Origin of the sequence: Pseudogemmobacter lacusdianii (assembly GCF_030848395.1) — a bacterium.
Classification (GTDB): Bacteria; Pseudomonadota; Alphaproteobacteria; order Rhodobacterales; family Rhodobacteraceae; genus Pseudogemmobacter; species Pseudogemmobacter lacusdianii.
Window position 1 is genome coordinate 197,417 of record NZ_JAVDBT010000001.1, and the last position, 15,180, is coordinate 212,596.

Here is a 15,180-nt window from a genome sequence, read left to right on the forward strand (position 1 = left end):
GCCTTGGGCGGGCCCATCTCGCGGGCTCTGCCCTGCGCGCATTCGGAGCCGAAGGTCGGCCGAATGAAACTGTGCTGCGCAATCGCCTCGCGTCTATGCCCTATTTCTTTAACATTCGGCGGCGGACTGCCGATGCGGTTTTTGTGGCGGATTTCCCCTTTGCTTCCCCTGAGGTTGCGGTAAAATGTTGCGCAATAAAAAACGCAATCAGAGGCAGTATCCTATGCGCAAAACCGTTCTTGCTTTCGCTCTTCTCACCCTTCCGCTTGCTGGCTGCATGCAGGATCCCACGTCGCGCGGCCTTGCTGGCGCGGCGGCTGGCGCCCTTGTCGCCGATGCTCTGGATGAAAACATGGTCGCTGGCGCGGCCCTCGGTGGCCTTGCTGGCGCTGCATCCTGCGGCGTCAACGTCGGTCTGCCGGCTTGCTACTGATCTGATCCCCGCCTTCGGGCAGGGCATCTCAGCACATCATGGGGTCGTCGGGGCATCACGCCTGGGCGGCCCCATTTCTTTTGCCCTGCGCCCTGCTGCGCGCGCCTGTTGAAGGGGACGTCATGTTCAAGAAGATCCTGATTGCCAACCGGGGCGAGATCGCCTGCCGTGTCATCAAGACGGCAAAACGCATGGGTATTCAGACAGTTGCGGTCTATTCCGATGCCGACCGTAATGCTTTGCATGTGAAAATGGCGGATGAGGCGGTCTATATCGGCGCCTCGCCTGCCAACCAATCCTATATCGTGATCGACAAGATCCTTGATGCAGTGCGGCAAACCGGGGCGGAAGCCGTGCATCCGGGTTATGGCTTCCTTTCGGAACGGCGCGATTTCGCCGCCGCGCTTGAGGCGGAAGGTGTGGTCTTCATCGGCCCGCCGAGCCCGGCGATTGAGGCGATGGGTGACAAGATCACCTCGAAAAAGCTGGCCCAAGAGGCCGGGGTTTCGACCGTGCCGGGCTATATGGGCCTGATCTCAGATGCGGATGAGGCGGTGAAGATCAGCCGCGAGATCGGCTATCCGGTGATGATCAAAGCTTCGGCTGGCGGCGGCGGCAAGGGGATGCGCATCGCTTGGGATGACGCCGAAGCGGCCGAGGGCTTCCAGTCCTCCAAGAACGAAGCCGCGGCCAGTTTCGGCGATGACCGTATTTTCATTGAGAAATTCGTCACCCAGCCGCGCCATATTGAAATCCAAGTGCTGGCCGACAGCCATGGCAATTGCGTCTATCTGCATGAGCGCGAATGCTCGATCCAGCGCCGCAACCAAAAGGTCATCGAAGAGGCACCGTCGCCCTTCCTTGACGAGGCCACCCGCAAGGCAATGGGGGAGCAAGCTTGCGCCTTGGCCAAGGCGGTGGGCTATACCAGCGCCGGCACAGTCGAATTCATCGTCGACGGCAGCCGCAATTTCTACTTCCTTGAGATGAACACCCGCCTCCAAGTGGAGCATCCGGTGACCGAGTTGATCACCGGCGTTGACCTCGTCGAGCAGATGATCCGCGTCGCGGCGGGCGAGGCTTTGCCCTTTGCCCAAGTTGATCTGAAGATCAACGGTTGGGCGATGGAAAGCCGGCTCTATGCCGAGGATCCTTACCGCAACTTCCTGCCCTCGATCGGTCGGTTGACCCGCTACCGCCCGCCGGTCGAAGGCCCGACCGCAAATGGCATCGTGCGCAATGACACCGGCGTCTTTGAGGGCGGCGAGATCTCGATGTTCTACGACCCGATGATCGCAAAGCTCTGCACTTGGGCGCCGACCCGCGCGCAAGCCATTGAGGAAATGCGCATCGCGCTTGACACTTTCGAGGTCGAAGGCATTGGCCACAACCTGCCCTTCGTTGGCGCGGTGATGGACCATCCGCGCTTTGTCAGCGGCGATATCACGACGGCTTTCATCGCCGAGGAATATCCCGAGGGCTTCCAAGGGGCGACGCTCGACACGCCGCTCTTGCAGCGCGTGGCCGCTGCCGCTGCCGCGATGCACCGCGTGGCCGAAATCCGTCGCAGCCGGATCTCTGGTACGATGGACAACCACACCCGCCGTGTGGGCGATGATTGGGTGGTTTCGCTGCAAGATCAGTCCTTTGCAGTGAAGATCTATGCCGATGCTGCGGGCTCAACCGTCGCCTTTGCGGATGGGGCAAGCCTGCGCGTCGAATCCGATTGGACGCCGGGGCAGGCTTTGGCGCGTCTGACGATTGATGGTACGCCTTTGGTGATCAAGACCTCGAAGATCCCGATGGGCTTCCGCATGCGCCTGCGCGGCGCTGACCTCAAGGTGCATGTGCAGACCCCGCGCCAAAAAGACCTTGCGGGCCTGATGCTTGAGAAAACCCCGCCGGACACCTCGCGCTTCCTGCTTTGCCCGATGCCGGGATTGGTCGTGAAGATCAATGTCGCTGAGGGCGAAGAGGTGCAGGAAGGCCAAGCCTTGGCCACGGTCGAGGCGATGAAGATGGAAAACATCCTTAAGGCCGAGCGCAAGGGCGTGGTGAAAAAGGTTAATGCCACCGCAGGGGCCAGCCTGCGGGTGGATGATGTGATCATGGAGTTTGAATGAGCGCCTTTGCTCAACCGCAGTCTCGGTCTCTGCAAAGACCTCGGGACGGAGCCAGCAATGGCTCATTAGTGGCGCTTGCAAGGGCGCCGCTTTACCGGCCGGCTGGGCTTTTTTCTAAAGATTCTGAACGGGTTATCGGCATCTTGTCGATGGCATTTACAACCTCGCGCCCGTCCCACGGCAAAGGTTTGCGGATGGTTGATGACCAGTCTTTGTCCATCAACACCAGCGAAAAACCGCGCGGCCGCAGCCTTTGGCGTAGCTCCGATCGGGCCGCAGGGTCCGTATCGGTGATGAGGATGACGTCGCGCTGCTCCAACTCGTGGAAGTAGCGCGCCAAAAGCTCCATCTGCCGGATGAAGGCAGGGTCGTTCGGGGTATCGGCAAAGACCACCACCGGACGGCGAACAAAAATCAGATCGGCCTCGGAGACATCCACGGCCGGCACCGGCTCAAAGGGGGACGCGCCTTCTGCCCAAGCGGTCAGAGGCGTCACCCCGGCGAGGAAAAGAAAATGACGGCGGTTCAGGTGCTTCATGTCCAAGATATAGGACAGCTGGCGCCAAACCCCAAGCGGCTCTGCTCCTTGCAGCGCCCAAGACGGAGAGAAAGATGACCGATCTGACTGCATGGGCCGCCCTTGCCGCAAAAGAGCTGAAGGGCCGCGCGCCCGAAAGCCTGAATTGGCAGACGCTGGAAGGCATTACCGTAAAGCCGCTTTATACGGCGGCGGATGTGCAAGGCCTGCCGCAGATGGGAGAGCTGCCGGGTGTGGCACCTTTCACCCGCGGCGTGCGCGCCACGATGTATGCCGGTCGGCCTTGGACGATCCGTCAATATGCCGGTTTTTCCACCGCCGAAGAGTCGAACGCCTTTTACCGCAAGGCGCTTGCGGCGGGGCAGCAAGGGGTTTCCGTCGCCTTCGATCTGGCGACGCACCGGGGCTACGATTCCGACCATCCGCGCGTTGAGGGGGATGTGGGCAAGGCCGGTGTGGCGATCGACTCGGTTGAGGATATGAAAATCCTCTTCGATCAGATCCCGCTGGAAAAAGTCAGCGTTTCTATGACGATGAACGGGGCCGTGATCCCGATCTTGGCCAATTTCATCGTGGCGGGCGAGGAGCAGGGCGTCGATCGTGCGCAGCTTTCGGGCACCATTCAGAACGATATTCTGAAAGAGTTCATGGTGCGGAACACTTACGTCTACCCGCCTGAACCTTCGATGCGGATCATCGCCGATATCATCGAATATACTTCGGCTAACATGCCGAAATTCAACTCGATTTCGATCTCGGGCTATCACATGCAAGAGGCCGGGGCGAACCTTGTCCAAGAGCTGGCCTATACTTTGGCCGACGGCCGTGAATATGTGCGCGCGGCTTTGGCGCGGGGGATGAATGTTGATGATTTTGCCGGGCGGTTGAGCTTCTTCTTCGCCATCGGCATGAATTTCTTCATGGAGGCGGCGAAACTGCGGGCGGCGCGGATGCTTTGGCACCGGATCATGTCCGAATTTAACCCGCAAAAACCCGGCAGTTTGATGCTGCGGACCCATTGCCAGACCTCGGGCGTGAGCTTGCAAGAGCAAGATCCCTATAACAACGTGATCCGCACCGCCTATGAGGCGATGGCGGCAGCCTTGGGCGGCACGCAGAGCCTGCACACCAATGCCTTGGACGAAGCCATTGCTTTGCCTACGGAATTCTCGGCCCGGATCGCGCGGAACACGCAGCTGATCTTGCAAGAAGAGACCGGGGTGACCAATGTCATCGACCCGCTGGCGGGCAGCTATTACGTCGAAAGCCTGACCCATCAGCTGGCTGAGGAAGCTTGGAAGCTGATCGAAGAGGTTGAGGCGATGGGCGGGATGACCAAGGCTGTGGCCTCGGGCATGCCGAAATTGCGGATTGAGGAGACGGCGGCGCGGCGTCAGGCGATGATCGACCGGGGCGATGAGGTGATCGTCGGGGTGAATAAATACAAGCTCGCCCAGCAGGATCCCATTGATATCCTTGATATTGATAACGTGATGGTGCGGGACGCACAGATCGCGCGGCTGAATCAAATTCGGGCCAGCCGGGACCAAGCGGCTTGCGATGCGGCGCTCTTGGAACTGGGGCGGCGCGCGGCGGAGGGGGGGAACCTTCTGGAAGCGGCGGTAGACTGCGCGCGGGCGCGGGCCACGGTGGGGGAAATCTCGCTGGCGATGGAAGGTGTCTTTGGCCGGCACCGGGCGGAGGTGAAGACTTTGGCAGGGGTTTATGGCGCCGCCTATGAGGGCGATGCGGGCTTCGCCCAGATCCAGCAAGACGTTGAAAAGTTTGCAGAAGAAGAGGGCCGCCGCCCGCGTATGCTGGTGGTGAAAATGGGCCAAGATGGCCATGATCGCGGGGCGAAAGTCATTGCCACGGCCTTTGCGGATATTGGCTTTGACGTGGATGTGGGGCCGCTTTTCCAGACCCCGGAAGAGGCTGCACAGGATGCGATCGACAATGATGTGCATGTGATCGGCATCAGCAGCCAAGCGGCGGGGCATAAGACTTTGGCGCCGAAGCTGATCGCGGCGCTGCAAGCGGCAGGTGCGGGCGATATTCTTGTTATTTGTGGCGGGGTTATCCCGCAGCAGGATTATGAGTTCCTGAAATCTGCCGGGGTGAAGGCGATCTTTGGGCCGGGGACAAATATCCCCGGTGCGGCGCGCGATATCTTGGAGCTGATCCGGGCGGCGCGGGGCTGACCCTTAGGTCTGTTTCTCGTATGGTTTGCGTATGGCTCAGGTATGGCTTTGGGCATGACCTGCGCCGTTGCGCGTTTCTGCGGCGTCGGGGGGCGTCCCCCGGACAGCCACCAGAGCCGGGGGGCCAGCCCCCCGGACCCCCCGGGATATTTAGAGACAGAAAATGGTTGGCCGAGGGGGGAGGCGTCCGGTTCCTGTGCGGCGGAGAGGGGCGGCGGTGAGCCTAGGTTAGAGCTCAGTCTCACCATTCGGGCCGGGCAGGACCGGGCCTAAGAGTTCGGGGGCTTTTCGGGGCACCGAAGGTGACGGGGCGCGGGCGCTTGGGTCATAGGGCGGTGCGTCTTTGCTGCGGCGGATGATGATATCGCCATTGGGCAGGATCAACGGCCGCTCGTAATAGCGGATGTCGCCCATCACCTCGAGCAATTGGCTGATCTGCGGACCGATCTCTTCGATCAGCGGGCGTGCCTCGTCCAAGGCGCGGGCCATATCGTCGAGCGCCGGTTCCATCTCGGAGAGCAGGCCGCGCAGGATCAACTTGCCGCCTTCTTCCATCAGCGAGCTGCCCTTCTCGCTGAGATCACTGAGATCGCTGCTTTGGGCTTTGGCAGGCAAAGCGAGGCTGGCGGCGAGGGCGAAGGTGAGCGCGAGCGCAAGGGGGGCGGCGGCGATGGGTGCTGGGATCCGAGAGGCTGGAATCCGAGATACGGCGGCGTGCGCGTTGGTTGCAGTTGCGGCGCGGGACGGGGGAAGGGCGCGGGTCATGTTCGGGGCCTTTCGAGCCAAGCTTTCGCCAAATATGGGGAGCACTGGCGGGGGCCACAAATCACGTTATGCGCTTTGGGCGGGGGATTGCCGGGATTTGGCCAAGCGGGGCGGCGCCGGGCGGCATTTGTGGCGTTTAAGGCAGGTCGATGGTGACCGGGAAATGGTCTGAGGCCTGCAGCAGCGCCTGTTGCAGATCCGGCTGGGCCAAGATGGCGGGATCGTTGAACGGATGCCAGATCCGCCAGATCGGCTGGGTCGCGGCCAGATCGGGCGAGACCATGATGAAATCCAAAAGCGCCTCGAAATAGCGATTGGCGGGCTTGAGGTAGAAGCGCGCCGTTGTGGGCGTGATGCCAACCTTGGATTGCAGCGCCAGCTCGGCATGCGGGTCGCGCAGGCGCAGCGCGGGGGCGGCGTCGCAGCCGAGCACGATCTCGACCCCGGATTTGCCGAAAAGCTTTTCATATTCGTCCAAGCCCGGACCATCGTTGAGATCGCCCAGCACGATGAGGCTGTCGCCTTGCGCCAGATGCGCCTCGACCCGCGCGCGCAGCCAAAGGCATTGCGCGATTTGCTTGCGACGGTTCTCGATCGAGAGCCGCATCACCGCTTCGGGCGTGGTGGCGCCATGCGGGGCCTTGGATTTGGCATGCACGCCGATCAGCCGCAGCTTGCGGCCATGGGCGGTGAGGGCGACCTCGAGCGGGGGTTTTGAAAACTGGATGGAGGTCTTGGGCCGGGTGGGGTCCAGCACGGCGCGGTAGCTGCTGTCAAAGCGCGGCACCGGCTTGCTGATCGGGTCATGTTTGGCGGTGATCACATCGGGGTCGTAGAGGAGCGCAATTTCCTGCTCGGTATCAGAGGAAAAGCCGTGCAGGGCGCGGCGGGCGCGCAGGCCGAAATGGGCGGCGAAATGTTCAAGCGCTGTGATGGTGGAGCGGCGCGAATTGGTGTCGGGGGCTTCGATCACCATCACCGCATCGGCGTCCATCGCGCGGAAGATCAGGCCAAGGGCGGCGATCTGCTGGGCGCGGCTGATGCCGTAGCGGGCCGAGGGCTGGGTGTCGGCTAAAAGCTGGCCCGCATCGTCGAAAAGTCCGTTGAACCATTCGACGTTGAAGCTGGCCAGCCGCAGCGCCATGGCTCAGGCTGCCTTTTGGCTGGAGATTTGTTTCCAGGCCTCATTGATCGTGCGCAAGCGGCGTTCAGCCAGTTGCATCGCCTCGGGCGGGACGCCGCGGGCCTGCATCACATCGGGATGGGTGTCGCGGACGAGAAGCTTCCAGGCGGCCTTTGCGGCGTCCTTTGAGGCGCCACGCGGCAGGCCGAGCACGTCGTAAGGGTCGCGGGGGGCGCCTTCGACCAGACGGGCGCGGACGGTTTGGAAGCAGGGCTCATCCAGACCGAATTCATCGGCGACATGGGTGAGGAAAGCGTCCTCGCCGGGGTGATAGGAGCCATCGGCCAGCGCGATCTGGAAGAGCGCTTCGAGGATATCGACCAGAATATGGTGATCATCGGCGCAGATCTTCTTGCCCTCGGGGTTAAAAAGCCGAGCGATTTTGCGGGCATAGGCGTCAAAGCCCGCCACGTCTTGGCGCGCGAGGTCGAAGACATGGGCGGCATGTTCCTCTTCGCCGGGGGGAAAGCGGAAGATGCGGCGAAAGGCGGTGACTTCGGCGCGGGAGACCGTGCCATCGGCCTTGGCCATTTTGGCGCCAAGCGCGAGGACGGCGATGGTGAAGCCGACCGATTGCTCGGGGGCTGCGGCGCCGCGCAGGAGGTCGAAGACGGATGATAAGGGCTCGCCCTTGGCGAGGGCGGCGAGGGCGGCGGCGATGCGGGTCCAGATCGACATGATGCGGCGATCTTAGCGGGCAGGGCGGGGCTCTCGCAAGCGGGGCGCGGGCGCGCGCACGGGAATGTCAGAGTTGTTTCAAAAGGAGGTGCAGGTCGATGAAACGGCCGAATTTGAAGCCGGCTTCGGGGATGGTGGCGGTGAGGCGGTAGCCGAGTTTTTCGTGAAAGGCGCGGCCTTTGGGGTTCTCGGCCGAGACGGCGGCGATCATTTGATGCGCGCCTGCGGAGCGGGCGTGGTCTTCGATCGCTTGCATGAGCAGGCGGCCGAGGCCTTTGCCGGAGGCATCGGGGGCCAGCGAGATCGAATGTTCCATGCAGGTGGCATAGCCTAGCCCTGCGCGGAACTGGCCGTAATGGGCTTGGCCGAGGAGTTTGGAGTCTTCAGTGGCGACGAAGAAGGCATGGCCGGCGGCGGCGCGGGCTTCGATCATCGCCTCGATCTCGGTGGGGGTTTTCGGGGTTGGATTGAAGGTGACGGCGGTGTTTTCGATCCAATGGTTCATCAGGGCCGCAATGGCGGGGGCGTCGGAGGCTGCGGCCGGGCGGATCATGCGATCACGCGCGTGCCATGTGGGGTGGAGAAAGTGGCGCGCAGGGCTTTGTGCGGGCCGGGCAGGATCTGCACGCGGGGGTCTTGCAGCGGCAGGACGCTGCGGAGGGCTTCGGCTTGGGGATGGGCGACTTCCAAAAGGGTCAGCCGGATGCCGAGATCGCTGAGCGCTTGCGCGGGGTGTTTATCGCCTTGCCATTGGATCAGCGCTGGATAGGCGCCGTCATAGGGGAGTTGGCCATTCGCCGGGACGGCCATTTGCCAGCGGTAATCGCCGCGGGCGAGGGCGACGGGTTTGCCGGCACCGGCGGGGGCTGCGGCAAGGACGGCCTCGATGTCATCGCAGGCGAGGATCCAATTGGTCAGGCGCGGCGGGCCGGTGAAACGGTCAAGGTCGAACCAGCGCGGCCAAGCGGGCTTCGGGGCCGAGGGATCGGCGGCGATGACTTCAAGGTAGAGATCGCCAAGACCCAAAAGCCGGTTGTGCGTTGCCATATGCGCATGCTGGCCACCGCCCTGCAAGGCGACACCGAGGGCCGCTTCGACATGGGCCACGCCCTCTTCCAGCGAGAGGGCAGAGATGGCGATATGGTCGAAGCGCAGCGGCATTGCGGTCTCCTGCGGGGGATGCTTTGGCGAAACCTAGCGCCAGCGGTTGGGCGGCGGCAAGGTTTCGCGCGGAGAAGACCGTCTATGCGCTTAAGATTTGGGCGCGATGACCTTGGCTTCGGCCTTCAGCGATTGGGCGAGTGAGGCGAAGCGGGCTTGCGCCACCTCGCCAAAGAGGCCGACGCCTTGCTCGGTGAGGGTGAGCACCAGTTGCTTGCGCTTGGGCTGCCATTTCAGCGCACCGGCATCGGCGGGGTCTTCCACCGCGAACATGGCGCCAAAGCGCATGGCTTTGCCCAAAACCTCGGCCTGATTGATGTCTTCATCGGGCAGAAGCTTGAACAAAGGCTCCATCCGGCTGCCGGAGCGGCTGTTTTTGTAGCGGTGCAGCAGCGACAGGCCGAGGAAGACCCGGCCGGGGTGATCAAGGCCGCCAAGGTTGGCGCGGGTGGCGTTGTCGAAACAGGCCTCGGCCCGGTAATCGGGATGCGCGCGCCATGTGGTGTCATGCAGAAGGCAGGCGGTTTTGATCAGGCGAAGGCGCTCAAAACTGCAGTCTTTGAACAGCGGCGACAGGAAGTGGAAGAGCTTTTTGCCAAAGCCGGGGATGCGGGCTTGGGTCTGCTCGGCCATCCGCGCCGCTTCGATCAGCGGGTCGCGCTGGCGCAGGCGTTCGGGCATTTGCTCGTAAAGCAGGCCCTCGCGGATGCCGTAGGAAGAGACGTCAATTTCAGAGGGTTTGAGGGCGCGGATGATTTCGCGCAACACTTCGCAGGCGAGCGGGACCAGCTCCATCCGCTCGGCGCTGGTGCCGGTGCGGCTGCGCAAGGCGGCCAGATCGGCGGTTCCGAGCCAGTCCAAAGTTTCCAAGAGATCGGCGGGCGTCATGCGGTATTCGTGCAAGACGGTGAGCGGGTAGCCGCGCCGCTCCATGTCGAGGCGCGCGATCACCCGCCAACTGCCGCCGACCAGATAGATCCGCTCATTCTGCGGTTGGATGGCGCGGGCGGCTTCGGCCAAAATCGCCTCGATATGGGCTTTGCGCTTTTTGGCACCGCCTTCGATTTGTTGCAGCCGGAAGGGGCCAAGCTCGGTCGAGACCCGGCTTTCCACGCGGCCATTGCCGATGCGGGCCAACTCCATCGAGTTGCCGCCGATGTCGCAGACGATGCCCTTGGCATCGGGCCAGCCCAAGAGCACGCCTTGGGCCGAAAGCCGCGCCTCTTCGGCGCCGTCGACGACATGGAGCTGAAGGCCGGTTTCGCGCAAGACTTGGGCTTGGAATTCCGGGCCGTCGATCGCCTCGCGGGTGGCGGCGGTGGCGACGACATGGAAGGGCGAGACCTTCATCCCTTTGGCCAGCAAGGAAAACCGCTTCAAAGCTTGCAAGGCGCGGGCCTTGCCTTCAGGGTTCAAGCGGCCAGTTTGCGCAAGGCCTTTGCCCAAGCCACACATGACCTTTTCGTTGAAGAAATAGGCCGGGCTGCGGGCAGCGCCGTCAAAGACCACCATCCGCACCGAGTTGGAGCCGACATCGACCACGCCGACGCGGCTGAGCGCGCGGGCCGAGGGATCGTTGAAGAGGGAGCCACCAAAGGGGGAAGACTCGTCGCCAGCATCATGCGGTTTGGCAGGGTCGGGCGGGGTGTCGTTCGCCTGAGGACCGTCATGCGCCATAGTCGAATCCCTTGTAGTAGAGCCCCTGAATGTCAGGCGCGCAAAAGGCGGTCAACCGTGCAGCGATGCGCTTTTGCGCGGGTGAGGCTGCGATGAAACAGCGCGCATAAGGGCCACGCGCGCTGTCTTCGGGCCGCATCAGGCGGGATCATCCGAGGTGGTGATGCGCCGCACATCTTTCGCCCCGGCGGTGCCACGCCCCGAAAGGGAGGGATTTTCCATGAAAAACTTGTGGCAGGAGAAGAGCGGGCGGTCGGTCTCGGCCCCCGGCTCGGGCAGATCGCGGATATAGGTGCCATCAGCGGTGAGCACCCAGCTTTGGGTTTCATCAGCCAGATTGGCCGCCATGATCTGGCCCATGATCTGGCTTTTGACGGTGGGGTTATGCGCCTCGACCAAGGTTTCCACCCGGCGGCTGAGGTTGCGGTCCATCCAATCGGCGGAGGAAAAGAAGACGCGCGCGTTGCGAGAGGGCAAAGCATGGCCCGAGCCGAAGCAGACGATGCGGCTGTGTTCCAAGAAGCGGCCAACGATGGATTTGACGCGGATGTTTTCCGACAGGCCTTTCACGCCGGGGCGGATGCAGCAGATGCCGCGCACGACGAGGGTGATTTTCACCCCGGCGTTGGAGGCGGCGTAAAGCGCGTCGATCACCTCGGGCTCGGTCAGGGAGTTCATCTTGGCCCAGATTGCGGCGGGGCGGCCTTCGCGGGCGTGATCGGCCTCACGCGCGATGAGGTCAAGAAGGCGGGGTTTCAGGCTGATCGGGCTGATCGCAAGGTTCTCAAGCCCTTGCGGTTGCACGTAGCCGGAAAGGAAGTTGAAGACCTTGGTGGCATCGCGGCCCAAGGGCGCGTCGCAGGTGAAGAAGGAGAGGTCCGTGTAGATCCGCGCGGTGATCGGGTGGTAATTGCCGGTGCCGTAATGGGTATAGGTGACAAGGCTGTCGCCTTCGCGCCGCACGACGGTGCTGATTTTCGCATGCGTTTTCAAATGCATGAAGCCGTAGACGACATGCGCCCCTGCGCGCTCAAGCCGGCGGCTTTGGCGGATATTGGCGGCCTCATCAAAGCGGGCCTTGAGCTCCACCAAAGCGGTGACGGATTTGCCAGCCTCGGCCGCTTCGCACAGCGCGGTGACGACGGGGCTGTCCCATGAGGTGCGGTAGAGGGTTTGTTTGATCGCCAAGACGTTGGGGTCGCGGGCGGCTTGCTCCAAGAAGCGCACGACGAGGTCGAAGGTCTCGTAAGGATGATGCAGCAGCATATCCTTTTGCTTGATGGCGGCGAACATATCGCCTTCGTGGTCCTGCACGCGTTCCGGCACGCGGGGGGAGAAGCGCGGCCAGAGCAGGTCGGGGCGAGAGGAGAGCACCAGTTCTTTGAGATCGGCGATGCCGAGAAGGCCGCGCACCTCGACCATCTCGGATTCGGTGATCTGGAGCTCCTCCATGATCAAGGCGCGCAGCTCATCGGGCGCGCCCGAGGACATTTTCAGCCGGATCACCTCGCCGCGGCGGCGGCGTTTGAGGGCGACTTCAAATTCGCGCACCAGATCTTCGGCCTCGTCTTCGACCTCAAGGTCGCTGTCGCGCAAGACGCGGAAGAGGCAATGGCCGCGGTTGGCGTAACCGGGGAAGAGCATGTCGAGGTGCAGAAGGAGCAGCTCTTCCAGCGGCAAGAAGCGGTTCTCGCCGTCCTTGCCGGGCAGGCGGATGAAGCGGGTGATCTGCTGCGGGATCGGCAGAAGCGCTTTCAGCACGCGTTTGTCGGAGATCCGCTCAAGTTGCAGCGCCAGCGAAAAGCCGGTGTTGGGGATGAAGGGGAAGGGATGCGCGGGGTCGATCGCCAAGGGCGAGAGCACCGGGAAGACATTGCTGAGGAAGTGTTGTTCCAGGAACTTCTGGTCGCGGGCGGTGAGTTTGGAGTTGCTCAGAAGGCTGATGCTTTCGGCCTCCATCTCGCTGCGCAGGGCCTTGTAGGTGGTCTGCTGGGTCTGCATCAGCGCCCGCGCCTCGGCATGGATCAGCGCCAGTTGCTCGGCCGGAGCGCGGCCATCGTCAGAAAGGGTTTTGTTGCCGGTGCGGACCAAAGCGCGCAGGCCTGCGACGCGGACGGTGTAGAATTCGTCCAAGTTGGTGGCCGAGATCGACAGGAAGCGCAGACGTTCGAGCAGCGGCACGGCGGGGTTCGCGGCCTCGTCCAACACGCGCCAATTAAAGGCCAGCCACGAAAGCTCGCGGTTGAAGAAACGGCGCGGGCTGGTGGTTTCGCCTTCGGGCAGAGCCACAGGGGCAGCGAAGCCGGATTTGAGGAAATCTGCAGAGGTCATGGCACCCAGAATGAACGACGGGATGGCGGCTTCGGGGCAGTCTTTCACTCTGTCTCGTCACTGTCCAGAAGCCCCGCCGCGAAAGCACGCGTCACCGGGCGACCTTCTGCCAAAGCGGCACTGTCGAGGGCTGCGACCAGACCTCGCGCCGCCCCGATTGAGCGCGGAATGCGCGCGACGAGGAAGGGGATGAGGTTCGGCGCGACGGCCAATTGGCGGTCGGAGAAAAGTTTCACCAGCACCGCAGAGAGAAGCGCGTCATCGGGGCTTTCTATGCGGGTGACCGAGGCGGCCTGCATGCGCGACAGAAGGTCGGGCACAGTCAGCCCCCAATCGCGCGGCGGGGTGGGGGCCGTCACCAGAAGCGGGCGGCGGCCTTCGGCCAAAAGGTTGTGCAGATGGAAGAGCGCACTTTCGCGGGCGCGGTCTCCGGCCAGATTTTGCGCGTTTTCCACCGCCACGCCGGTGCGCGCCAGCGCGACAAGATCGGCATCCGGCAGCTCTGCGGCTTCAATCACGGTCGAGCCGCTTTCGGCGGCCCAGATCTGCGCCAGATGCGATTTGCCCGCGCCCGAGGGGCCAAGCAGCAGCATCTTGCCAGCGGGCCAAGCCTGCCAGCCGGTCAAGGCGGCCAAAGCCAAGGCATTGGCCGGGGCCACGAAATACTCGGCCCGGGTCATGCTTTCCTTGGCGGGGAGGTCGAGGATCAGTTGGCGGCTCACGCCCCTTGTCCCTCGTTGGTTTTCCGCGTGGCGGGCTGGGCAGGCTCAGCCATGGCCGAGGGCAGGCTGACTTGCGCCAGCGGTCCGGGGGCTTGGCTTAAACCCGCCTGATCGGCGTCTGGACCGCGGTAGAGAAGGCTGGCCTGATATTGTTCGATCCCGAAACGGGTGACGACGCCGATCGCGGCGGCCACCGGCACCGCAACCAGCATGCCGACAAAGCCAAAGGCGGTGCCGAAGGCCGAAAGGGCGAGCAAAAGCCAAACGGGGTGCAGGCCCACTGATTTGCCCACCAGTTTCGGGGTGAGGATATTGCCCTCAACAAACTGGCCGATGGCGAAGATCGCGGCGATGATGCCGATCGAGACCCAATCGCCCCAGAATTGCACCAAAGCCAGACCGATCGCCAAAGCGCCGCCGACCAAAGCGCCGACGTAAGGAATGAAGGTCACAGTGCCGGCAATGGCGCCGACGATCAGGCCAAATTGCAGCCCGGCCAGCATCAAAGCCACCGAATAATAGGCGCCAAGGAGCAGGCAAACCGAGACCTGACCGCGCACGAAGCCTGCCAGAACGGCGTCAATCTCACGCGCAAGGCGGCGCAAGGTGGGGGCATGTTCGCGCGGCAAAAGCGAGTCGACGCGCTCGATCATATGGTCCCAGTCCAGAAGGAGGTAGAAGGCCACCACAGGGGCCACCAGCAAGAAGACCACGACCGAGACGAGGCCGAGGGCCGAGCTGACGATGCCCGTGGCAAGATCCGCGCCCTTCGATTGGATCGCCGCGCCGATATCGGCCAAGGTTTGGCGGATGGTCGAGGTGGAATCGGTCAGCGAGGGGAAATAGGTCAGCAGGGTTTCTTGCAGGCTTTGGAAAATCCCCGGAGCGGCATTGATCAGCGCAGAGAGCTGCTGCACCAGCTGGGGGATGATCGCCAGCACCAAAAGCACCATCATCAAAAGTGCGACGATGGAGATCACCGCTGTAGCAGCGGTGCGGCTAAGGCCCAGCCGTTCCAGACGATCTGCAACAGGATCAAGGAAATAGGCCATCGCGCCGCCCAAAAGGAAGGGCAAGAGCACATTGCCCATCGCCCAAAGCGCAACGAGAAACACCGCAAAAGCGATGCCCCAATATTTCATCTGTTGGCTGACAGGAAGGGCCATGGCGTCTCCTTTTCCCTCAGATGGCAGAGGCAATGCCGGCTTGCAAGGGTGCGGCGAAAATCTTGGGTTATTCGGGGGAAATTGCGCTTTGAGATGGGCCCTGTTAGCGCTAGCAATTGTGCAGTTGCGAATCTCTTGACCCAATTGGAACGGTCCAATACTTATTTTTGGAACGGTCCAATTTTCAGTCTGAGGAGGGAGA

At 62.7% G+C, this 15,180-nt stretch carries 13 protein-coding genes; 3 read left to right on the forward strand and 10 right to left on the reverse strand.

Annotated elements, in window-relative coordinates; genetic code table 11:
- Window positions 1–223 precede the first annotated feature (223 nt).
- Window positions 224–433: a hypothetical protein gene (locus Q9295_RS00980; RefSeq protein WP_306678777.1), complete on the forward strand. Its 210-nt coding sequence runs from the start codon at window positions 224–226 to the stop codon at window positions 431–433.
- 122 nt (window positions 434–555) lie between these two features.
- Window positions 556–2,556 carry an acetyl-CoA carboxylase biotin carboxylase subunit gene (locus Q9295_RS00985; protein WP_306678485.1) on the forward strand — a complete coding sequence of 667 codons (2,001 nt, stop codon included), beginning with the start codon at window positions 556–558 and terminating at the stop codon, window positions 2,554–2,556.
- A 91-nt stretch (window positions 2,557–2,647) separates the two neighbouring features.
- Here Q9295_RS00985 and Q9295_RS00990 read toward each other — a convergent pair whose 3' ends face one another.
- A complete protein-coding gene (locus Q9295_RS00990) occupies window positions 2,648–3,187 on the reverse strand; it encodes a DUF4174 domain-containing protein (protein WP_306678487.1) in 540 nt (179 codons plus the stop codon).
- On the opposite strand from Q9295_RS00990, the gene scpA reads away from it, so the two are divergent.
- Window positions 3,169–5,295 (forward strand): methylmalonyl-CoA mutase, encoded by a 2,127-nt coding sequence (scpA, locus tag Q9295_RS00995; RefSeq protein WP_306678489.1) that lies wholly within the window; start codon window positions 3,169–3,171, stop codon window positions 5,293–5,295. The two genes, Q9295_RS00990 and scpA, sit on opposite strands and share 19 nt — an antisense overlap.
- A 228-nt stretch (window positions 5,296–5,523) precedes the next feature.
- Here the strand turns inward: scpA and Q9295_RS01000 are convergent, their stop codons facing one another.
- From Q9295_RS01000 to Q9295_RS01040, 9 genes are all read right to left on the reverse strand, one after another.
- Window positions 5,524–6,060 (reverse strand): hypothetical protein, encoded by a 537-nt coding sequence (locus Q9295_RS01000; protein WP_306678491.1) that lies wholly within the window; start codon window positions 6,058–6,060, stop codon window positions 5,524–5,526.
- Window positions 6,061–6,196: 136 nt separating this feature from the next.
- Entirely contained in the window at window positions 6,197–7,204 is a 1,008-nt protein-coding gene (locus tag Q9295_RS01005) for an endonuclease/exonuclease/phosphatase family protein (RefSeq protein WP_306678493.1), read from the reverse strand.
- Between the two features lie 3 nt (window positions 7,205–7,207).
- Window positions 7,208–7,921: a molecular chaperone DjiA gene (locus Q9295_RS01010; protein ID WP_306678495.1), complete on the reverse strand. Its 714-nt coding sequence runs from the start codon at window positions 7,919–7,921 to the stop codon at window positions 7,208–7,210.
- Window positions 7,922–7,988: 67 nt separating this feature from the next.
- The gene (locus Q9295_RS01015; protein ID WP_306678497.1) at window positions 7,989–8,474 is read right to left on the reverse strand and encodes a GNAT family N-acetyltransferase; all 486 of its coding nucleotides are present in this window, start codon (window positions 8,472–8,474) and stop codon (window positions 7,989–7,991) included.
- The gene (locus Q9295_RS01020) at window positions 8,471–9,082 is read right to left on the reverse strand and encodes a VOC family protein (protein WP_306678499.1); all 612 of its coding nucleotides are present in this window, start codon (window positions 9,080–9,082) and stop codon (window positions 8,471–8,473) included. The genes Q9295_RS01015 and Q9295_RS01020 overlap by 4 nt, the downstream gene beginning before the upstream one ends.
- Window positions 9,083–9,172: 90 nt before the next feature.
- Window positions 9,173–10,759 carry a Ppx/GppA family phosphatase gene (locus Q9295_RS01025; protein ID WP_306678500.1) on the reverse strand — a complete coding sequence of 529 codons (1,587 nt, stop codon included), beginning with the start codon at window positions 10,757–10,759 and terminating at the stop codon, window positions 9,173–9,175.
- A gap of 138 nt (window positions 10,760–10,897) precedes the next feature.
- A complete protein-coding gene (locus tag Q9295_RS01030) occupies window positions 10,898–13,090 on the reverse strand; it encodes an RNA degradosome polyphosphate kinase (protein ID WP_306678502.1) in 2,193 nt (730 codons plus the stop codon).
- Window positions 13,091–13,134: 44 nt separating this feature from the next.
- Window positions 13,135–13,812, reverse strand: coding sequence for a P-loop NTPase family protein (locus tag Q9295_RS01035; protein WP_306678504.1), 678 nt, complete (start codon window positions 13,810–13,812; stop codon window positions 13,135–13,137).
- Window positions 13,809–14,978 (reverse strand): AI-2E family transporter, encoded by a 1,170-nt coding sequence (locus Q9295_RS01040; protein ID WP_306678506.1) that lies wholly within the window; start codon window positions 14,976–14,978, stop codon window positions 13,809–13,811. Before Q9295_RS01040 ends, Q9295_RS01035 begins: the two co-directional genes overlap by 4 nt.
- Window positions 14,979–15,180 lie beyond the last annotated feature (202 nt).